Below are 19,834 nucleotides of genomic sequence, written 5' to 3' on the forward strand. Positions count from 1 at the left end.
AAAACAACAAGCTAGAGCGCGATGACGAGTCATCCTGATCTCATCGCGCTTAGAGAGTTCTGAAGAAAGGAAGAAGAATGACAACGATGGCGATGCCACAACCGACCGCGAGCGAAGCCGCGGTCCGCTACCTCATCACCAACTACAGCCCCAAGGGCAACAAGGTCGGCTGGCTGATGATGGCCTCGATCCTGGTCGAGGCCTGGGACCTCTATTCGATCGCCTTCGTGCTGATCTTCATCAAGGAGCAGTACAATCCCGATCCGTTGATGCTCGGTCTCGCCGCCGCGGGCACGCAGGGCGGCGCCCTGATCGGCGCGCTGCTCGGCGGCTGGCTGTCCGACAAGATCGGGCGCCGCGTCATGTTCCTGGCGACGATGGTGCTGTTCATCGTGCTGGCGCTGGCGCAGGCCTTCGTGCCGAACGTGGCCTGGCTCGTCGTGATCCGCTTCCTGCTCGGCATTCCGCTCGGCTCCGACATCTCGACCGGCTACACCTACATCATGGAATCCATGGCCAAGGGCGAGCGCGAGGTCATGGGCAACCGCTGGCAGTTCATGTTCGCCGTCGGCGAGGTTCTGACCATCGGCGTCATCGTGATCTTCCTCCTGGTCGACATGAACCACGAGATGCTGTGGCGCGTGACGCTCGGTCTCGGCGCAGTGCCGGCGCTGATCATCCTCATCATGCGCCACGACGTGCCGGAAACCGCGGTGTGGCTGGTGCAGAAGGGGCGCTACCGCGAGGCCAAGCGGGTCGCGCGTGAGATGTTCAACGACAATCTCGACATGCTGCCGGACCAGGACGTCAAGGTGCCGAAGGTCTCGACACGCGCGTTTCTCGCCGACCTCAAGAAGGATCCGATCCGCTGGCGCGCGACGGTCTACGGCTGGATTGCCTGCTTCATGCAAGCAAGCGAGTTCTCGACCTTCGCGTTTTACCTGCCGGTGCTGTTCGCGATGGTCGGCGTTTCGTCAATTCTCGGCAACAATCTGGTGACGATGGCGCTGTTTGCCTTCGCGGGGCTGTCGGGCTGGGTCGGACCCTTGCTGACGCCGAAGATCGGCCATCGTGGCATCTCGATCGCCGGTTTCTCGATCGTGCTGGTGTCGCTGCTCGTCGCGGCCTTCGCGCTCTACACCGACAACAAGATGCTGCTGCCGTTCGCGGCCGCCGCGATGCTGTGGGGCCATTACTGGGACGCCTCGAACTGCATGACGATCCCGACCATGGTCGCCAAGCCGAGATATCGCGGCACCGCCAGCGGCTTCGCCTACATGTTCGTGAAGCTGCCGTCGTTCCTGGCGATCTTCCTGTTCCCGTCGCTATTTGCGGCGATCGGGCAGGCCAACGCCACGCTGTTCGTCGCAATCTTCCCGCTGATCGGATTGCTCGCGGCGATCTTCATCCTGCCGGAAGTCTACGGCTACGAGAACGACTGACAAATTGCCCGGTCGCGGCCTTAGGGCCGCGATCGGGCTTCTCTCGCTACGGGCTCAAGAAGATGGGATCGATCCCGACTCCGTGGCCGAGCAGGCCGATCGCCTGGAGCTGGGCGGTATGGAAATCGATCTGCACGATGGCAAACAGGGTGAACAGCGCCGCTGCGGAGAAGATCAGCAGCGGATGAGACGTCTCAGCTCGGCTCTCGTTCGGCGCAATGAAACCCTGAATCTCGCGGCGCAGGGAGAAGCTCCGCGGCAGCATCTTTGATCGAATCTGCATGATGACCTTCCTTGCCGCGGCCTATCTGAAGCTCGCGACAAGTGAACTCTAGCCGCGGCCGCGCCACCGGCATTGATGCACCGCAAACAACTGCAGTGAATTCGCGGACGCTACCTGATGGCCGCCGCCAGCGCAGCGATCAGAGCAGGCGGCGTCACCAAGAGACCGAGCTTGAGGAACGGCCAGGCGCCGACCTCGATCTTCTCGCGCCGGAGCGCGACCAGCCAAAGGATGGTGGCGAGCGATCCGGTCACCGACAGATTGGGGCCGAGATCGACGCCGATCAGGATGGCGCTGACGACCGGTGCGGGCAGATGATCGTTGGCGGCGACGGAGCCGGCGACGAGGCCGATCGGAAGATTGTTGGCGACGTTGTCGGCGAGCGCGGTGGCGATGCCGACGCTCCAGGCGGCTTCCGTCACGGACTGCGCCACAGCTTGGTGCAGCAGCGCGCTCAGCTGCGCGATCACGCCGGTCTTCACCAGCGCTTCCACCATGACGAAGAGCCCGCCGACCAGCGGCAGCACGCTCCAGGAGACACCGTGCAGCACGGGCAAAGGCGATTGCCGGCTGATCAGCAGCACGAGAGCGGCCGTCACCACGCCGCAGATGAAGGTCGGCAGGCCCAATTGCAGGTCGAGGGCCGAGGCCCAGATCAGCACTATGCCGATGGCGCCGATGCCATAGGCCGTCAACAGGCCACCGCGGCTGAGTTTGCGATGAGGCACCCGCGTTTCGAGGGTTTCGTCCTTCAGCTCGCGATGCAAGGCGAGGCGCAGGGCGATATAGGTGAGAACGATCGAGGCAAGCGACGGCAGAGCGAACTGGCGCAGCCAGGTCCCCAGATGCGGCATGTTCTTGCCGAACACGACGAGGTTGGCCGGATTGGAGATCGGCAGGACGAAGCTTGCGGCATTGGCAATGAAGGCACAGACGAAGAGGTAGGGGAGCGGCTTGGCGCCGGCCGCGCGCGTCGCGGCGTAGACCGCGGGCGTCAGCACGATCGCGGTTGCGTCGTTCGAGAGCAGCACCGTCACGAATGTCCCGACCAGATAGATCAACAGGAACAGCCGCTGCGGCGAGCCGCGTGCATGCTCGACCGCGAACGCTGCCAGATAATCGAACAGGCCTTCGAGCCGCGCCAGCTCGGCGATCAGCATCATTCCGATCAGAAAGAGATAGACGTCGACGCCTTTCTCGATGCCTGTCAGCGCATCCTGCCACGGCAGCAGACCAAGCAGCACCAGCGTTGCTGCACCGATCACGGCCCAGATCGCCTCGGGCAGGCGAAACGGGCGGATGATGACGCCTGCGGTCGCGGCGGCGATGATGCTCCAGGCCCAGATGGCGTCAGACGGCACGGTCAATCCTCAATGTGGAACGGGATCAATCGGCAGCGATAGCCGATGCCGGAGGCGCTGTCTTCCCCCGCGGCCGCAAGGCGCCATGCCGCGTCTCGGGCAAGGCGAGGAGGCAGATGAGGGCGCCGATGGCTGCGACTGCGCCGAGCGTGATGAAGGCCGCGCTGTAGCCCGCACCGACCGCGACGAAGCCGGCGAGCGTCGTCGAGAGCGCAGCTCCGATGCCCTGGGCGGTGATGACGGCACCCTGCGCCACGTTGAAGCGGCCGGTATTGCGCATGAGGTCGGCCACAATGACGGGGAAGATCGCGCCGAAGATGCCGGCGCCGACGCCGTCGAGAAGCTGCACGCCGACCAGCCAGAACGGATTGTCGGAGAGTGTGTAGAGCGCCGCCCGAACAGGCAGGATCAGCAATGCGGCGAGGAAGAAGCGCTTGTGGCCCCAACTGTCGGCCTTGGCGCCGACCAGCATCGCGAACGGGACCATCACCAACTGCGCTGCGACGATGCAGGCCGACATCAGGCTGGTGCCCATGTTCTTGTCCCGAAGTGCAAGCTTTTGCCCGACCAGCGGCAGCATAGCTGCGTTGGGGAGGTGGAAGAGCAGGACGCAGATCGCGAAGACCAGCAGGGGACGGCAGGTCAGGAGCACGGCGAGGCCCGAAGGTGTGTCGCGCTGCGTCTCTGCGTCGGCATCGTGCAACCCGCGGGCGCGGTCGTGGTCGATGGCGCGAGCCGGGATTGCAAGGATGCTGACGAGGCTCGCGATTGCCATCGCGGCGAGAAGATAGAACACCACAGTCGGGCCGAACCAATAGGCGAAGATGCCCGCGAGCCCGGCCGCGACCGCATTGCCGGCGTGATTGAACGTCTCATTGCGGCCGATTCGCCGGGTGAAGGCGGCATGGCCGAAGATGCCGAGCGAGACGGCGGCGATCGCCGGCGGAAAGATCACGGCCGCGGCCTGCGCGATGCCTTGCGAGATCGCAACCGGCAGAAAACCTGGAAAGAACGGCAACGAGAGCGAGGCGAGTGTAACCATGATAGCGGCAATAACCATCACCAGCCGCTTCGCCCGCGTGGCATCGACCAGCGCACCGGCCGGCGTCTGCGCCACGATGCCGGCGATCGTCGCGATCGACATCACGAGGCCGATGCGTGCCTCGTCCCAGCGCTGTTCGGTGAGAAGATAGACCGCGAGATAGGGCCCGAGCCCGTCGCGAACGTCGGCGAGGAAGAAATTGGCCGCGTCCAGCGCACGGCCGGCCCGCCTCGTCTGGTCGGGGTCTTGGCTCGACATCGGACTCCCGATCGAGGCTTCAAATGGTCCCGGATGCAACCTTCATGATGTCCGCCTGGTTCCGCCGATCACGCCGGGCTCCTCAAAACTTGACCGCCAAGCAGAACCGAAAAGGTCAGCGCCGCAAAGCAGGCGGACAGGAGCGCCCAGGTCTGCCAGGCGGAGAGGAGGGCGGGTTTCATGGATGTGTTGCCTTCATCTGGTCGTAGCCTTGTTCGTAGCCCAACACGCCGCTGTCGTCCCGGACAAGCGTAAGCGCAGATCCGGGACCCATAACCACAGGATGCTGTTTGGCGAAGATTGGTGGTTATCAGCTGGCCCGATGGCCTCTCCCTGTGATTATGGGTCCCGGATCAGCGCGCGCTTTAGGCGCGCTTGTCCGGGACGACAGTGGAGAGACACTCACCTTGCCACCGACAGCTTCTCCGTGATCGCCTTGCGGAGGATGCGCGAGAGCGATTCCACCGAATAGGGCTTCTGAATCAGCTCGAAACCGCGATGGGCGCTTTCGGCGAGCACGTTGCTGTAGCCAGAGGTGAGCACCACCGGCAGGCCCGGATAGCGCTCGCGGATGATGCCGGCGAGCTCGACGCCGTTCATGCCGGGCATGATCACGTCGGAGAAGACGAGGTCGACGGCGAACTCGTTCTCGCCGAGGATCGCGAGCGCCGCATTGGCGTCGGCGACGCGGCGGACGACATAACCGAGGTCTTCCAGGAGCTCGGTCGAGAACTGGCCGACATCGTCATTGTCCTCGACCACGAGCACGCGGTAGCCGCGCCCGGTGGCCGCAGCCTCGCTGGTCAGCGCCGCCGCGTCCTTCTCGGTGGCGGGGCTTTGAGCCTGCGGCAGGTAGATGGTGAAGGTCGCGCCTTCGCCCGGCGTGCTCGTCACGACGATGTCGCCCTCAGACTGCTTTGCGAAGCCGAACGCCTGGCTGAGGCCGAGGCCGGTGCCCTTGCCGACCTCCTTGGTGGTGAAGAACGGTTCGAAAATGGACTCGAGATGTTCCGGCGCGATGCCGCTGCCGGTATCCGCGACCGAGATCGCGATGTAGTCGCCGCCGCGCGCCGATTGCGCGCGCAGGCTCGGAATCCCCTGCACCTTGCGCACGGCAATGGTGAGGCGGCCTTCGTCCTCCATGGCGTCGCGGGCGTTGATGGCGAGGTTGATCAGGGCGGTCTCGAACTGTGCGACGTCGGCGACAGTGAAGCAATCCGCGTCCTGAATCTTGACGCTGATCTCGATGCGGCCGCTGACCAGCGGCCGGACCAGCTGGGCCACGCCTTCGACCTGGCTGCCGACATTGAAGATCTGCGGCTTCAGCGGCTGCCGGCGGGCGAAGGCCAGAAGCTGCGCGGTCAGCTTGGAGGCGCGCTCGACGGTGTCGGAGATGGCGTCGACATAGCGGCGGCGCCGCTCTTCCGGTAGCTCGCGCCGGCGCAGGAAGTCCGTGGCCGAGCGGATGATAGTGAGGAGATTGTTGAAGTCGTGGGCGACGCCGCCGGTGAGCTGGCCGATAGCCTCCATCTTCTGCGACTGGCGCAGCGCCTCTTCGCCGAGACGGCGCTCGGTGATGTCGACGGCTTCGGGCACGGCGCCGGTGATGTTGCCGTGGCGGTCGAGCACGGGCCGCATGCCGAAGTCGAAATCGCGGTCGCCGATGGGAAGATGCAGGCGCATCTCCAGCCGCACGGCTTCGCCTTTGAGCACCTTGTCGAAGGCTTCGCGCACGGCGGCACTCATACCGTGCGTGCCGGTGAACCAGGGCGTGTCCCAGAACGGCTTTCCGATCACGTCCGCGGAGTTCGCCTTGATCCCGGCGAGCGCGGTCTTGTTGGCGTAGACCAGTTCGCCCTTGAGATCGACCAGGCCCTGATATTGGTTGCTGGTCTCCAGGATTGCGCGCAACCGCGCCTCGTTGGCTTCGAGCTCGGCGGTGCGCTCGGCGATGCGCTCCTCCAAGGTCTCGTTGAGCCGGCGGAGCTCGATCTCGGCCTGCTTGGCGACCGTGATGTCGTGGGCGACGCCGATGAAGCCGATATGTTTGCCGGTCGCATCCCAGCGCGGCTGCGATTCCGAGCGCAGCCAGCGCCATTCGCCGCTGGCATTCTTGTAACGCGCTTCCAGCACGAAGGGCTTGAGGGACGCTTCACCCTGGACGGATTGCTGCAGCACGTGCGGCAGGTCGTCGGGATGCAGCACCTTGCGCCAGTCGAAATCGATGGCCTGGTCGTAGGGCAGGCCGACGAAGTCGACATAGGCCTGGTTGGCGAAGGACCGCTTGCGGTCGAGCTTTGTGACCCAGATCGGCACCGGCGCGCTGTCGGCGATCAGCCGGAAGCGCTCCTCGCTTTCGCGCAACGTCTCGCGCGCCATCGCCTGGTCGGTAATGTCGATATGGGCGCCGACGAGGCGGACGGCGCGGCCGTCCTTGTCGCGCTGGATCTTGGCGACGACCCGGATCCAGCGGGTCTCGCCGTCGCTCGGACGGATGATGCGGTATTCGGCGGTGTAATCCTCGCTGGTCCCGGAAAGCGCCTCGAAGAAGTGTTTCACCGCCGCGTCGCGGTCGTCAGGATGGATACGGTTAACCCAGTCCTCGTGCGACTCGTCGGCTGCCTCCGGCGGCAGGCCATGGATCATCAGATATTCCGGCGAGCGGCGGTTCTTGAAGCCTTCGCGGAAGTCGACCTCGAGGCCGCCGACCTTGCCGATGCGCTGGATGCGTGCGAGCTCGGCCTCGCGCTCCTGCAGCGCGCGGTAGGCATTGTCGCGCTCGCGCGCGACGTCTTCGAGGTGCTGGCGCAGCCTTTCGGCGGCGATGGTCTCGGGCAAAGGATCGTTCAAGGCGTCGGCCGTTGTCATGCGGGTGCGCACGTGCCGGGCTGATATTCACACAGACGGAGCGCGATGACCATTGCCTAGAGGAAATAGACGGGAAGGGCCCGCGGCCAGCCGGAACGCGGGAAAGTGCGGTCAAGCAACGCCCGGTCTGGCAATTTGTTCCTGATATTGGAACGATGCGGCTGCGGACGAGTCTTCGCGAGGCGCCACAGCTCTCATTCATAAGACTCCCTTTCGGAGAGGCCAGATCTTGAAGCTCTTTGTCTGTCAGTCCTGTGGCAACGTCCTCTATTTCGAGAACCGCACCTGCGAGCGTTGCGGTCACCGCGTCGCCTTCCTCCCGGAGAAGGAGACGATGTCGGCGCTCGAGCCCGAGGGTGAGGCTCAAAGCGGGGGTTGGACGACTCTGGCCGACGCTGGCAGGGGACGCATGCTGTGCCGCAATGCCGAGTACGATGCCTGCAACTGGCTGACGGACACCGGCGAGAGCAGCGGCTATTGCCGCGCCTGCCGCCACAACGGGATGGTGCCGGACCTGTCGGACCCCGCACAGCTCGCCGGCTGGCGCGAGCTGGAGGTGGGAAAACACCGGCTGTTCTATTCCCTGATCCGCTGGAAGTTGCCGCTGCAGAACCGTCAGGACAATCCCGAGCATGGCCTGATCTTCAATTTCCTCGCCGACGATCTACACAGCGGCGAGAAGGTCATGACGGGCCATGACAACGGCCTGATCACGATCGCGCTGACCGAGGCCGACGACATCGAGCGCGAGCGGCGCCGGCTCGAGATGGGCGAGCCTTACCGGACGCTGCTCGGGCATTTCCGCCACGAGGTCGGCCACTATTTCTGGGACACGCTGGTGCGCGACGGCGGCAAGCTCGACCAGTGCCGCGCCGTGTTCGGTGACGATGCGGTCGATTACGGTCAGGCCTTGCAGCGCCACTACGCGGAAGGCGCGCCGCCGGACTGGCGGCAAAGCTACGTCTCGGCCTATGCCACGATGCATCCCTGGGAAGACTTCGCCGAAACCTGGGCGCACTATCTCCACATCGTCGACACTCTGGAGATGGCCTCCGAGTTCGGCATGGAGGTGCGCCCCAAGGTCGACCGCGACGGGGAGTTGACGGCGCGCATCCGTTTCAACCCCTACGAGGCACGGGACGTCCAGGCGCTCGTCGACGCATGGCTGCCCTTCACCTTCGCCATGAACAGCGTCAACCGGGCCATGGGCCTGCGCGACCTCTATCCCTTCATCCTGTCGCCCGCGGTGGTCGCCAAGCTCGGCTTCATTCACGGCCTGGTTCGGGACGCCGCCAAGGCCGGTAAGCCCAGGGAAGCTGCACGGCTTCCCTAGGGCTCGCCGCGCCCATTTCGGTCTTGCGCTGGTACGCCAGAAGCCCCGGATTTAGACCGTTGCCTCCAGCCCATTTTGCTGTACCACGGGAGCCACACGGCCCGTCCCATAGGCCCCAACGGCCGGGGAAGGGTCCCGCCCAAGGTCGAGACTCAAGAAAAGCATGTTCAAACGCATTCTGATCGCCAATCGCGGCGAAATCGCCTGCCGGGTCATTAAGACTGCCCGCAAGATGGGAATTCAGACGGTTGCGGTCTATTCCGAGGCCGACCGCGATGCCCTCCATGTCGAGATGGCCGACGAGGCCGTGCTGATCGGCCCGCCAGCTGCGGCTGAGAGCTACCTGGTGATCGAGAAGATCGTGGAGGCCTGCCGCAAGACGGGCGCCGAGGCCGTGCATCCCGGCTACGGCTTCCTGTCCGAGCGCGAGGCGTTTCCGCGCGCGCTGGAGGCGGCCGGCCTTGTCTTCATCGGCCCGAACCCGGGCGCGATCGCGGCGATGGGCGACAAGATCGAGTCCAAGAAGGCGGCCGCGAAGGCCAAGGTCTCGACCGTGCCCGGCTATCTCGGCGTCATCGAGGACGACAAGCACGCGGTCCGCATCGCCGACGAGATCGGCTACCCCGTCATGATCAAGGCCTCCGCCGGCGGCGGCGGCAAGGGCATGCGCATCGCCCATTCCAAGGCCGAGGTCGCCGAAGGCTTCAACCTCGCCAAGGCCGAGGCCAAGGCCTCGTTCGGCGACGACCGCGTCTTCGTCGAGAAGTTCATCGTCGATCCCCGCCACATCGAGATCCAGGTGCTGGGCGACAAGCACGGCAACGTGATCTATCTCGGCGAGCGCGAATGCTCGATCCAGCGCCGCAACCAGAAGGTCATCGAGGAGGCGCCGTCGCCGCTGCTCGACGAGGCTACGCGCCGCAAGATGGGCGAGCAGGCGGTCGCGCTGGCCAAGGCCGTGCACTACGATTCCGCCGGCACGGTCGAGTTCGTCGCAGGCCAGGACAAGAGCTTCTACTTCCTCGAGATGAACACGCGCCTTCAGGTCGAGCATCCCGTCACCGAGCTCGTCACCGGCATCGACCTCGTCGAGCAGATGATCCGCGTCGCCGCCGGCGAGAAGCTCGCCATCGCGCAGAAGGACGTCACGCTGACGGGCTGGGCGGTGGAATCGCGCCTCTATGCGGAAGACCCGTTCCGCAATTTCCTGCCCTCGATCGGGCGTCTGGTGAAATACCGCCCTCCGGCGGAAGCGAGCCAGGACGGCATCACCATCCGCAACGATACCGGCGTGCAGGAGGGCGGCGAGATCTCGATCCATTACGATCCGATGATCGCCAAGCTCGTCACCCACGCGCCGTCGCGCGCGGCCGCGATCGAAGCGCAGTCCACCGCGCTGGATTCGTTCTATGTCGACGGCATCCGCCACAACATCCCGTTCCTGTCGGCGCTGATGCACCACCCGCGCTGGCGCGAGGGACGGCTCTCGACCGGCTTCATCGCCGAGGAATTCCCCAGGGGCTTTGCAGTGCGCGTGCCCGAAGGCGAGGTCGCGCGGCGGATCGCCGCGGTTGGCGCTGCCATCGATCACGTGCTCGGCGAGCGCAAGCGCCAGATATCGGGTCAGCTTGGCGGCCGCATCGTGCAGCGCGAGCGTCGCCGCGCGGTATGGCTCGACCGTCAGGAGATCCAGCTCGAGGTCGGCCGTGAGAGCGATGCGATCGCGATCCGCTTCATCGATGCCGAGGGCAAGGCCGGCAATGCACATCTGTTGCAGTCGCCGTGGAAGCCGGGCGATCCGGTCTGGCAGGGCACCATCGACGGGCACTTCATTGCGGTGCAGGCGCGGCCGATCGCCAACGGCATTCGTCTCGCGCATCAGGGTGTCGAGGTGCCGGTCTATGTCTGGACCGAGACGGAAGCGACGTCTGCCCGGCTGATGCCGGTGACGACGGCCTCCGACACCGGCAAGAAGCTGCTGTGCCCGATGCCCGGCCTCGTGGTCTCGATCGCGGTGAGCGAGGGGCAGGAGGTCAAGGCCGGCGAGACGCTCGCCGTGGTCGAAGCCATGAAGATGCAGAACGTGCTGCGCGCCGAGCAGGACGGCACCGTGAAGAAGATCCACGCGAGCGCCGGCGCGACCCTTGCGGTGGACGCGCTGATCCTGGAGTTTGCGTAAGGAAGCCCACTCTCGTGTCCCGGACGCGATGCAACGCATTAGCGTTGCTTCGCAGAGCCGGGACCCAGATCGTTAGCGTATCACTCAGCAGCATGGGCCCCGGCTCTGCAGCGCATCGCTGACCGGACGATGCTTCGCATCGCCGGGATGGCGCTGCGTCCGGGGCACGAGAGCGCCATATTTCCGTCGCTCGCAATGACGGAGTATGCTGCGGCCTCCGTGATCTAACCGAGACAACACCATGGCCTTTCGTTCCCGCCGCGAGAAACTGCGATCGATCCTGTCGGGCGGGACGTGCGTCCATCCCGGCTCAGTCTATGACGCGATCTCGATCCGCATCGCCGAGGATCTCGGCTTTCCGCTCGGCATGTTCGGTGGGTCGGTCGCTTCGCTCGCCGTGCTCGGCGACCCCGATGTCGCGCTGATCACGCTCACCGAGCTGGCCGAGCAGATGCGGCGGATGTCGCGCGCCTCAGCGCTCCCGGTTCTCGTCGATGCCGACCACGGCTACGGGAATGCCCTCAACGTGCGCCGCACGGTGCAGGAGCTGGAGACCGCGGGCGCCGCCGGCCTCACCATCGAGGACACGCTGCTGCCGGCGGCCTTTGGCGAGACGAAGGCGCAGCTGATCTCGGTCGAGGAAGGGATCGGCAAGATGAAGGCCGCGCTTGGCGGCCGCAGCGATCCGTCGCTGGTGATCATGGGCCGCACGGGCGCTGCCGCGATCGCCTCGATCGACGATGCGATCCGCCGCGCCAAGGCCTATGAAGCAACCGGGGTCGATGCGTTGTTCTTCACCGGAATCAAGTCGCGCGCCGAGCTCGAGGCCATCGCATCCGCCACGCGCCTGCCGATCGTGCTCGGCGGCGCGTCGGAGGAATTGAACGCACTCGATTACCTTGCGAGCCGCCGCGTACGCATCGCGCTCCAGGGCCATGCGCCGATCGCCGCCGCGACGCAGGCGGTCTACGAGACGCAGAAGGCGTTGCGCGAGGGCATGGCGCCGAAAAGCCTCAAGGATTTGGCATCGTCGGAACTGATGGCCCGCGTCATGCGCGAGAGCGACGTCAAGACGCGCAGCGCCGATCTCCTGGGACCGAAAAAGTGAGCAGGGCGATCCTTCAGGTCATGATCCGCGGCCGCGTCCAGGGCGTCGGCTATCGCGCCTGGGTCGAATACCAGGCGATGACGAGCGGCCTCGAAGGCTGGGTCCGCAACCGCCGCGACGGCAGCGTGGAGGCGCTGTTCGCCGGCGCGCCGAAGCACGTTGCCGACATGGTCGCGCTGTGCCGCCACGGGCCGCCGTCCTCGCGCGTCGACAGTGTCACCAGTGAAACTGCCAGCGAGGATGAACTGAATCTGCGCAGGGCAGGGGAGACGTTCTCGGTGCTGCCGACGGTGTAGGTGTATCGACTCCCTCGCCCCGCTTGCGGGGAGAGGCGAAGAAAAGCCGTTACCTTGGCAATTTCGCGATCGCCTCGCTCAGCTCGTGGATCTCGTAGGGCTTGCGCAGGATCGGGAAATCGCCGCGCACGCCGGCGGCGACCTCGCTGTAACCGGTGGCAAGCAGGATCGGCAGGCCGGGGCGGATCTGGCGCAGGTGATGGGCGAGGCTGAGCCCGTCCATCTTGCCGGGCATGACGATGTCCGAGAATACGAAGTCGACGCCGTTGCTCTCGATCTCAAGCAATGCCGCTTCGGCATCGGCGACCCGGCGCACGTGATAGCCGAGCTGCTCCAGAAGACCGGTGCAGACGGATGCGACGTCGGGATTGTCCTCGACCAGCAGCACCGTACCGCTGCCGCGGAACGGCGTTCCCGATGTCTCGCGCGACGGCGCATCGGTGCCGCGCGGCAGGATGATGGTGAATGTCGTGCCCTTGCCGAGCTCGCTTGCGACCTTCACCGTGCCGCCGGCCTGGTGGGCGAAGCCGTGCACCTGCGAAAGGCCGAGGCCCGTGCCTTTTCCGATCGGCTTGGTCGTGAAGAACGGCTCGAAAATCTTGTCGAGAACGTCGGAGGGAATTCCGAGCCCGGTATCGGTGACGTCGATTGCGACGAAGTCGCCGGCGAGGGGTGTCTCGTTCAGCACGACATTGCGCGCCCCGATCGTCACCGTGCCGCCGTCCGGCATCGCGTCGCGGGCATTGATGACGAGGTTGAGCAGCGCGGTCTCGAGCTCGGAGGCGTCGGCATTGATCGGCCAGGTGTCGGAGTGGATGTCGAAGGCGAGACGCACGGAACTGCCCACGCCGGCGTCGAGCACCTCGCGGATGGCCGCGATGCGTTCGGCGAAATCGATCGCCTGCGGATTGACGCTCTGCCGCCGCGCGAAGGTGAGGAGCTGGTTCGTCAGCGTGGCGCCGCGTCTGGTCGCCGTCTCGATCGCGGACAGGGCGCGCTCGAGCTTGGGGTCGTTGGCGGCGCTCTTCTTCAGGATGTGAAGGCTGCCACTGATGATCATCAGAAGATTGTTGAAGTCGTGGGCAACCCCGCCGGTGAGCTGTCCGAGTGCATCGAATTTGTGCGCCTCGGCCAGCTGCTTCTGCATTGCCTCGAGCTTGAGCTGTGAATTGCGGCGCTCGGTGATGTCGCGCGTGATCTTGGCGAAGCCGATCAGCGTGCCGTCCTCGTAGATCGGGTCGATCACAACGCTGGCCCAGAAGAACGTGCCGTCCTTTCGGACGCGCCAGCCTTCCTCCTCGTACCGGCCCTTTTCCCGCGCAATAGCAAGCGCCCGCGCCGGCTTGCCATTGGCGCGGTCGGTCTCGGTGTAGAAACGGGAAAAATGCTGGCCGAGGATCTCGTCCGGCGAATAGCCCTTGATGCGTTCGCCGCCGATGTTCCAGCTGGTGATGATCCCCTTGGGGTCAAGCATGTAGAGGGCGTAGTCGGCAACCCCCTCAACCAACAGCCGGAAACTGCGCTCGCTCTCGAACAAGTCTCTCTGTTGACTGAACTTTTTGGTCATTCCGGACCCCGCCTCGACGGGGACAAACGCTGCAGCCGGCGGGTTTGTTCCGTTCTATGGGACATTTTTAGGCAAGTGTCATGGGCGGTGTGCAGGGCTTCTTGACACGAAGCCGAAGGCCTGTTGCGCCGGATCGGCGGCCAGCGGGTGCTGCCGAACAAGGCGCTGGGTCGCTGCCTTGTGTTCCGCCAAGAGACGCTGCGCAGCGCGTTCGAGGCGATCCTGTGAGCGCCAAGCGGGCTCAAGCCGCCACGCTCCGAAACGTCGCCGCCACCGCGCGCAGCGCCGCGAGCTTGGCGGGATCGCTGACCTTCGAATGCAGCATCACCTTCGAGCTGCCGAGTTTCGGCAGCTTGTGCGCAGGACCGATGTCGATCAGCCCGGGAGGCGCGATCCGCCGCGCCAGCGGCGCAATGGCAAGTCCGGCGAGTGCGGCTGCGACCACCGCGGTGACGCCGCCGCCGACAAAGCGCTCGCGCCAGACGATGCCGGCCTTGTCGAGCGCGCGCACGGCGACCGCGCGGACGCCGCAGGGCGGGGCGAGGGTCGCGAGCGGCAGTGGCTCGCCCTTCGGCAACGCGAAGCGTCGCGACGCGAACCAGCCGAACTCGTCCTCGGCAAGCTTCTCGCCGCCGCGGCGGCTGCCTTCCTGGCGGACGATCACGGCGTCCAGCCCGCCAGCGTCATAGGCATCCTGCATCTCGCGCGAGAAGCCGATGGTGACGGCGAGGGTGAGGTTGGACGACATCGCATGCAGGCGTTCGAGCAGCGGCACCAGTTCGGGCCCCGCGGCATGATCGGAAATGCCGAGCGAGAGCGACGGCGCGGCCGGTGCCTCACCCGACAGTGCGAGATCGTGCGCCGCGATCAGCGCGCGGGCGCGATCGAGAAACGCAGCGCCATCGGCGGTGAGCCGGACCGCGCGCGGCGAGCGTTCGACGAGGCGTCTTGCCAGCAAAGTCTCCAGCCGCTGGAGCTTGAGGCTGACCGCGGCCTGCGTCGTGCCGAGCGCTTCGGCGGCACGCGTAAAGCTCTGGAGGTCGGCGACCAGAAGGAATGCCTGGACGGTGGCGATGTCGAGTGTGGCTGTCATTATAAGTCGTTATCACTTGTATCAGTATAGATAAGATACCAAAATGACATCGGCGGGTCTAGTTTCTCACCAACGCCGCGCAAGTCGCGCGGCATATCGAGGAGAACGACCATGCCGCTGATCACCGTGTCCTACAGCTCTTCCCGCCAGTCGGCCTCGCTGAAGGCCGACATCGCCAATGCCGTGTCCGAGCTCACCGCTGAGATACTGCACAAGGATCCCAAGGTGACCGCCATCATCGTGAAGTCCGTGGATGCCAGCGACTGGTTCGCCGGCGGCAAGTCGCTCGCCGAGCAGAAGCTCGCAAGCTACTGGATCGACATCCACGTCACCGAGGGCACCAACACCAAGGACGAGAAGGCGGCCTATCTCGCCGCCATGTTCATGCGCATGGCCGAGATCCTGGGCCCGCTGCATCCCGAGACCTACCTGCATGTCGACGAGGTCAAGGGCGACGCCTACGGCTTTGGCGGCCTGACCCAGGAGCGGCGCTACATCGCCGGCAAGCTCGATGTTTCGCTGAAGGCGGCATGACGTTGCAGGCCGCGGGTGAACAATCTCACCCGCGGCCCGCAGCCATCAGCTCGCCACGCGGAACTGAACTTCGGCGTCGTTGATGAAGCACATCTTGTCGAACAGCTTCAGGTCCAGCGGGTTCGGCAAGCGGACATCGCTGAGGTCGGGGCAGGGCTTGGCTGTGGGATCATAGGATCGATCGATCTGCGAGATGAAGACGACGATCAGCCCCTTGTCGCGCGCAAATGATTTCAGCGCGCGCACCTGCACCGTCAGATCGGGATTCTCCCGCCTCTGGTCGAGCAGTTGCAGATAGTCGATCACGACGAATGTGCCGCGGGCAGAAGCGGCCATTTGCTTGACGACATAATCGGCGCTGATGGCATCGGAGCAATCGACCTCGAACAGCTTGTCGAACTGTGCAGGCTCCACGCCGATCGCACGGAGGCGGTCCAGCACATCTCGCTCGGTATATTCCAGCGAGAAGAACGCGGCGCGATGGCCCGACTTCATGGCTTCGACGGCTAGTTCGAGGCTCATCAGCGTCTTGCCCTGGCCGGGACGTGCCCCGACCAGCACCAAATCGCCCGGTCGGAATTGCGGGAACAGCTTGTTGGCTGGCGTCACTGCCGCGGCCTTCGCCGCGAGCATGCTCCAGGCGGAAAACCCTTCCGTCGCAGCGATGCGGTCAAGCGCGTCGTGGAGCGGAATGCTGGCTTCGCGGGACAGGCGCTTCGCCTTGCGCTTCAGATGGTAGATGGGTGCAGACAGTTTCATCGCAAAAACCTCCCATTGCGAGCATGGATCGCAACCCCTCCTTATGCCTGGCGCTCGAACAGTCGGCCGATGATCAACTCGCCCGGCATGAGGTCTGCTTTCCCGGCGGAGGGGGGAGGCGTGGGCGGCGCCGAAATAAAAGCGTAGCTGATTCCGCGGCCGCAGAGAACGAGAGCCGCGCACGGCGAACAGGAAAGCGCCTAAAGCATGATCCGGACCCGAAGGGACGCGTCAGCGCAAAGTACGAAGCGGCTTTCCGGAAAGATCACGCGTAAACAACAACCTAAAGCGCGATGACGATTCATCCCAATCTCATCGCGCTTTAGGCGGTCGCCTCCGGCAGCAGCGCGCGGGTCGGTCCGAACAGTTCTTCGAACGCCTGCCTGAGCGCGATGTCGACATCGGCCATGGTCACGAGCTGGCCGAGATCGACCAGCGAGGTGACGCCGTAGCGGGGATCGACGACGCCGCAGGGCACGATGCCGGCGAAATGCGACAGCTCCGGCTCGACATTGATGGCGATACCGTGGAACGAGACCCAGCGTTTCAATCGGACGCCGATCGCCGCGATCTTGTCCTCGTGATCCGCTCCCTTGTCGGGCCGCCTGACCCAGACGCCGACCCGGTCCTCGCGCCGCTCGCCGCGGACGTTGAACGCGGCAAGCGTGCGCAGGATCAGCTCCTCCAGACCAGCGACATAGGCCCGGACATCGGGCCGGCGCCGCTTGAGGTCCAGCATGACATAGGCCACGCGCTGGCCCGGCCCGTGATAGGTGAGCTGGCCGCCGCGCCCGGTTGCGAAGGTCGGGAATCGGGCATCGAGCAGGTCCGAAGCCTTGCCCGAGGTGCCCGAGGTGTAGAGCGGGGGGTGTTCGAGCAGCCAGACCAATTCCGGGGCCTCGCCCGCCGCAATTGCGGCGACCCGGGCCTCCATCGCGGCCACCGCGTCCGGATAGGGCACCGGAGCGTCCGAGATCAGCCATTCGACAGGCTCGCCGCCTGAGGCGGAAAACGACGTCAAATCGAGCTCTTGACGCTGGTTTTGGCGGGGGTTTTCAGGCGAATTAACCATTGGCTAACCATAACGTGGTGATGATCGCAGGCGCAAATGCCAAGTCCCTGATGCCAAGTCCTTTGGCGCAAGTCCCAAGTTGCGGCGGTCCTGACAGTGCCCACTCTCGACAAAGTCACCGTGGATCTCATGGTCGTCCTCGGGACGACCACGATGCCGATCCATCAGGTATTACGTCTTTCCCGCGGCGCCATCATCGAGCTGGATGCAACCGAGGCCGACGAGGTCAAGGTTCTGGCCAATAATCTGCCGGTCGCCTCCGGTGTCGTGCTGGTCGACCGCAACCGGATCGCGGTCGAGGTCAAGCAGATGCTGCCGCGCACGCCGGGGACCCGGTAGGCCCCGGGGCACACGGTAGCGGTCGGGGCACCCGGTAAGGCCGATCTCCTGGGGAGGGCGGCATTTTCCTGCCAAGCCTGTGGAATTCAGGGCTTTTGCAGGCTTGTATCCCCCTGATGGATTTGTTAGATCGGCGCCGCTGATCCGGCCACCCGAATGACCTCAGGCCGGCATCTCCTAGCGCTCGTGGCGGAACTGGTAGACGCGCTGCCTTGAGGTGGCAGTGGGTAACACCGTGGGGGTTCGAGTCCCTCCGAGCGCACCACTTCGCAAAATCATATTGAGATTGCTTCGGTTTATGGCCGAGATGTTCTCACTTGCGAGTCAGTGGGAACATCGACCTCAGCGCTTCAGCTTTTTGGGCCGTCACGCCGCTTTCTGTAACTTGATCCCGGGGCGCAGCCCGGCGCGCTGCGCAAGCCGGACCAGCATGCTCAGGCTGAACCGGTTGATCTTTCCGTTCTTGATCTCCGATATCCGAGCCTGAGTAACGCCGAGTTGTTCCGCCGCCTCGGTCTGCGTCAATCCGGACTTGTTCAGCCATTTGTTGATGCCGGACAGCAATTTGGCGCGCATCTCGAGCTCTGCGGCCTCTTCCTCGGGGAAGAGGTCGTGGAATACTGATCTTGCCATCATCGTCACCTGATCTGTCTGAGTCGTGTCTTGGCCAGGTCGATGTCCCGTTTGGCCGTTGCCTGTGTCTTCTTCTGGAAGGCGTGCATCACGTGAATTACGTCGCCTCGCGAACGCCGGGGCCGATTGATGGCATGGGTTTCCAGTCAGAGGGATTTTCGCCGATCTGAACCTGAAACAATTGATATCCAGCTTCGCGTCGCGCGTCGTTCGGAAAGGCTTCGACGTCGGATCGGCTGCCGCCGTACCATCTCACTTCCTTCCATTGCCTGATTATGCCAATTTTGGCATAGTCAGTCAATGCGGCTTGGCGTCGGACACTGGCCTTGAAAGAAAGCCGGTGGTACGCGTGGGTGCTCGCGGAAAGGCACTCTTAGCCGCTGCATTTGGGCATGAGGCTGTTCACATCCCGCACCAGATTGGGCATCGCCTCCTCAGCCGAATGTTTGCCTGTCACCAGGCTCTCGGTGTGGTTCTTGATGACCTCGATGATCTTCAGGGAATTCCCTCCCGGAAATGATGCCCAGTCCGTCAGCACCGGCAGTTGTTGAATGCTGGTCATGTGATTGGGGTTCTTGGCATAGAACGAGCCGAGGAGGTCGGACGACTTCACAGCGATCTCATTGCCGGGCATGTAGCCGGTATAGTTCACCATCAGCGTCTGACCGCTCGGGCCAGTGACGAACTTCACATACTCCCACGCAGCCTTCTGCCGCTCGGCGTCCTTGGCGAAGACCATGGCGACATTGCCGCCCGCCGGCAACTTGCCCTCCGGCGCCGATAGCGGAAATGCGACGGTCTTGAAATCGAAGCGGTTGCCGATCTGGCGGTCCGCCGCGGCGACGTAGGATGTGGAATCGACGAGGATGGCGATGCTGCCCGCGACGAACGCCTGACGCGCCTGGCCGATACCGAGATTGGGCATTCCCGACTTGCCAAAGGATTCCAGGATCCCGAGGGCCCACATGCCGGCAGCATCATCGAAGCCGACCGTGCAGCCATCGGCTTTCAACATACGTCCGCCGCGGCTGGTGATGAGCGACTGGAGCAGCCAGTTTCCGGTCTGGTCCCATTGATAGTAGAAGCCGGTCACGCCGGCTCCGGCGATCGCCTGGATTTTCTGACCGACGGCGACAAGTTCGGGCCAGCTTCTGGGCAGATCGGCGGGGGCGAGGCCGGCCTTCTTCACGAGGTCGGCGTTCACGTACAGCACCGGGGTCGAGACCGCGAAGGGGAGGCCATAGAGCTTTCCCTTCCAGCGGCCGAGCGTCGCGAGCGTGGGGTAGTAGCCAAGCTTGTCGAGGCCACCATCCGCCGCCACGAAGGCATCGACCGGCGCGCCGAGGCCGCGATCCACGAACAAGCCGATCTGATTGATGCCGTTGAAGGCGACATCCGGCAGGCGACCGGTGATCTGGTCGCGCAGGATCTGCTGGGCCCCTTCTTCGTATCCGGCTACTGGATTACGAAACTTCACCTTGATGTCGGGATGGGCCTCGGTGAAGCGCTTGGCCAGCTCCTGCTGAAGAGCATTGAAGGTCCCTGGCGTGGTATAAAGGACGTCCAGCGTGATCTCCTCGGCATGGGCGGGGGTGACCGCGCAAGCGGCCAGCAACGCGGCACCCACAAATCTCAACACGCGGCGCGGCAGCAGTTTGTCGATCATG

Annotated in this window: 17 protein-coding genes, 1 tRNA gene and 1 pseudogene; 8 read left to right on the plus strand and 11 right to left on the minus strand. The window is 64.6% G+C overall.

What is annotated here, in order from left to right; translation table 11 throughout:
• Positions 1-77 precede the first annotated feature (77 nt).
• The gene (locus JQ566_RS25185; protein ID WP_212377127.1) at positions 78-1,442 is read left to right on the plus strand and encodes an MFS transporter; all 1,365 of its coding nucleotides are present in this window, start codon (positions 78-80) and stop codon (positions 1,440-1,442) included.
• A gap of 46 nt (positions 1,443-1,488) precedes the next feature.
• On the opposite strand, the gene JQ566_RS25190 is transcribed toward JQ566_RS25185, so the two are convergent.
• The 4 genes from JQ566_RS25190 to JQ566_RS25205 form a co-directional block, all read right to left on the minus strand.
• Positions 1,489-1,725, minus strand: coding sequence for a hypothetical protein (locus JQ566_RS25190; protein ID WP_212377130.1), 237 nt, complete (start codon positions 1,723-1,725; stop codon positions 1,489-1,491).
• 110 nt (positions 1,726-1,835) lie between these two features.
• On the minus strand, positions 1,836-3,086 hold the full coding sequence (locus tag JQ566_RS25195) for an arsenic transporter (protein ID WP_212377133.1): 1,251 nt from the start codon (positions 3,084-3,086) through the stop codon (positions 1,836-1,838).
• Between the two features lie 25 nt (positions 3,087-3,111).
• Complete coding sequence (locus JQ566_RS25200) at positions 3,112-4,386, minus strand: MFS transporter (RefSeq protein ID WP_212377135.1); 1,275 nt, start codon at positions 4,384-4,386, stop codon at positions 3,112-3,114.
• A gap of 402 nt (positions 4,387-4,788) precedes the next feature.
• A complete protein-coding gene (locus tag JQ566_RS25205; RefSeq protein WP_212377138.1) occupies positions 4,789-7,266 on the minus strand; it encodes a PAS domain-containing hybrid sensor histidine kinase/response regulator in 2,478 nt (825 codons plus the stop codon).
• Positions 7,267-7,483: 217 nt separating this feature from the next.
• On the opposite strand from JQ566_RS25205, the gene JQ566_RS25210 reads away from it, so the two are divergent.
• The 4 genes from JQ566_RS25210 (at position 7,484) to JQ566_RS25225 (ending at position 12,170) form a co-directional block, all read left to right on the plus strand.
• Positions 7,484-8,587: a zinc-binding metallopeptidase family protein gene (locus tag JQ566_RS25210; protein WP_212377143.1), complete on the plus strand. Its 1,104-nt coding sequence runs from the start codon at positions 7,484-7,486 to the stop codon at positions 8,585-8,587.
• 163 nt (positions 8,588-8,750) lie between these two features.
• A complete protein-coding gene (locus JQ566_RS25215; RefSeq protein WP_212377146.1) occupies positions 8,751-10,766 on the plus strand; it encodes an acetyl-CoA carboxylase biotin carboxylase subunit in 2,016 nt (671 codons plus the stop codon).
• Positions 10,767-11,007: 241 nt separating this feature from the next.
• Positions 11,008-11,874: an isocitrate lyase/PEP mutase family protein gene (locus tag JQ566_RS25220; protein ID WP_212377150.1), complete on the plus strand. Its 867-nt coding sequence runs from the start codon at positions 11,008-11,010 to the stop codon at positions 11,872-11,874.
• On the plus strand, positions 11,871-12,170 hold the full coding sequence (locus JQ566_RS25225) for an acylphosphatase (RefSeq protein WP_212377155.1): 300 nt from the start codon (positions 11,871-11,873) through the stop codon (positions 12,168-12,170). The genes JQ566_RS25220 and JQ566_RS25225 overlap by 4 nt, the downstream gene beginning before the upstream one ends.
• 49 nt (positions 12,171-12,219) lie before the next feature.
• On the opposite strand, the gene JQ566_RS25230 is transcribed toward JQ566_RS25225, so the two are convergent.
• Together JQ566_RS25230 and JQ566_RS25235 are read right to left on the minus strand one after the other, a co-directional pair.
• Positions 12,220-13,737 (minus strand): PAS domain-containing sensor histidine kinase, encoded by a 1,518-nt coding sequence (locus JQ566_RS25230; protein ID WP_212377158.1) that lies wholly within the window; start codon positions 13,735-13,737, stop codon positions 12,220-12,222.
• Positions 13,738-13,978: 241 nt separating this feature from the next.
• On the minus strand, positions 13,979-14,830 hold the full coding sequence (locus JQ566_RS25235; RefSeq protein WP_212377161.1) for a LysR family transcriptional regulator: 852 nt from the start codon (positions 14,828-14,830) through the stop codon (positions 13,979-13,981).
• A gap of 111 nt (positions 14,831-14,941) precedes the next feature.
• Between JQ566_RS25235 and JQ566_RS25240 the strand changes: the two genes are divergently transcribed.
• Positions 14,942-15,364: a tautomerase family protein gene (locus JQ566_RS25240; RefSeq protein WP_212377166.1), complete on the plus strand. Its 423-nt coding sequence runs from the start codon at positions 14,942-14,944 to the stop codon at positions 15,362-15,364.
• Between the two features lie 45 nt (positions 15,365-15,409).
• Here JQ566_RS25240 and JQ566_RS25245 read toward each other — a convergent pair whose 3' ends face one another.
• Complete coding sequence (locus tag JQ566_RS25245; protein ID WP_212377169.1) at positions 15,410-16,123, minus strand: DNA helicase; 714 nt, start codon at positions 16,121-16,123, stop codon at positions 15,410-15,412.
• 322 nt (positions 16,124-16,445) lie between these two features.
• On the minus strand, positions 16,446-17,195 hold the full coding sequence (lipB, locus tag JQ566_RS25250) for a lipoyl(octanoyl) transferase LipB (RefSeq protein WP_212377172.1): 750 nt from the start codon (positions 17,193-17,195) through the stop codon (positions 16,446-16,448).
• A 96-nt stretch (positions 17,196-17,291) separates the two neighbouring features.
• Here lipB and JQ566_RS25255 point away from each other — a divergent pair, with 96 nt between their 5' ends.
• Positions 17,292-17,534, plus strand: coding sequence for a FliM/FliN family flagellar motor switch protein (locus JQ566_RS25255; protein ID WP_011088012.1), 243 nt, complete (start codon positions 17,292-17,294; stop codon positions 17,532-17,534).
• 180 nt (positions 17,535-17,714) lie between these two features.
• Positions 17,715-17,799 (plus strand) — tRNA-Leu (locus tag JQ566_RS25260).
• Positions 17,800-17,900: 101 nt separating this feature from the next.
• On the opposite strand, the gene JQ566_RS25265 is transcribed toward JQ566_RS25260, so the two are convergent.
• The 3 genes and pseudogenes from JQ566_RS25265 to JQ566_RS25275 all read right to left on the minus strand — a co-directional run bounded on the left by JQ566_RS25265 (position 17,901) and on the right by JQ566_RS25275 (position 19,833).
• Complete coding sequence (locus tag JQ566_RS25265) at positions 17,901-18,170, minus strand: helix-turn-helix domain-containing protein (RefSeq protein WP_349643353.1); 270 nt, start codon at positions 18,168-18,170, stop codon at positions 17,901-17,903.
• Positions 18,171-18,172: 2 nt separating this feature from the next.
• A pseudogene (locus JQ566_RS25270) lies at positions 18,173-18,441 on the minus strand (type II toxin-antitoxin system RelE/ParE family toxin).
• Positions 18,442-18,540: 99 nt separating this feature from the next.
• A complete protein-coding gene (locus JQ566_RS25275; protein WP_212377180.1) occupies positions 18,541-19,833 on the minus strand; it encodes an ABC transporter substrate-binding protein in 1,293 nt (430 codons plus the stop codon).
• Position 19,834: the final 1 nt, after the last annotated feature.

Origin of the sequence: Bradyrhizobium sp. SZCCT0231 (assembly GCF_018130245.1) — a bacterium.
GTDB lineage: Bacteria > Pseudomonadota > Alphaproteobacteria > Rhizobiales > Xanthobacteraceae > Bradyrhizobium > Bradyrhizobium japonicum_F.

What these genes read in the sequence shown, in the direction of transcription:
- lipB (WP_212377172.1), bottom strand. Translation starts at nt 17,195, where the DNA reads ATGGTTAATTCGCCTGAAAACCCCCGCCAAAACCAGCGTCAAGAGCTC.
- JQ566_RS25200 (WP_212377135.1), bottom strand. Translation starts at nt 4,386, where the DNA reads ATGTCGAGCCAAGACCCCGACCAGACGAGGCGGGCCGGCCGTGCGCTG.
- JQ566_RS25240 (WP_212377166.1), top strand. Translation starts at nt 14,942, where the DNA reads ATGCCGCTGATCACCGTGTCCTACAGCTCTTCCCGCCAGTCGGCCTCG.
- JQ566_RS25185 (WP_212377127.1), top strand. Translation starts at nt 78, where the DNA reads ATGACAACGATGGCGATGCCACAACCGACCGCGAGCGAAGCCGCGGTC.
- JQ566_RS25275 (WP_212377180.1), bottom strand. Translation starts at nt 19,833, where the DNA reads ATGATCGACAAACTGCTGCCGCGCCGCGTGTTGAGATTTGTGGGTGCC.
- JQ566_RS25245 (WP_212377169.1), bottom strand. Translation starts at nt 16,123, where the DNA reads ATGAAACTGTCTGCACCCATCTACCATCTGAAGCGCAAGGCGAAGCGC.
- JQ566_RS25265 (WP_349643353.1), bottom strand. Translation starts at nt 18,170, where the DNA reads ATGATGGCAAGATCAGTATTCCACGACCTCTTCCCCGAGGAAGAGGCC.
- JQ566_RS25190 (WP_212377130.1), bottom strand. Translation starts at nt 1,725, where the DNA reads ATGCAGATTCGATCAAAGATGCTGCCGCGGAGCTTCTCCCTGCGCCGC.
- JQ566_RS25215 (WP_212377146.1), top strand. Translation starts at nt 8,751, where the DNA reads ATGTTCAAACGCATTCTGATCGCCAATCGCGGCGAAATCGCCTGCCGG.
- JQ566_RS25220 (WP_212377150.1), top strand. Translation starts at nt 11,008, where the DNA reads ATGGCCTTTCGTTCCCGCCGCGAGAAACTGCGATCGATCCTGTCGGGC.
- JQ566_RS25235 (WP_212377161.1), bottom strand. Translation starts at nt 14,830, where the DNA reads ATGACAGCCACACTCGACATCGCCACCGTCCAGGCATTCCTTCTGGTC.
- JQ566_RS25230 (WP_212377158.1), bottom strand. Translation starts at nt 13,737, where the DNA reads ATGACCAAAAAGTTCAGTCAACAGAGAGACTTGTTCGAGAGCGAGCGC.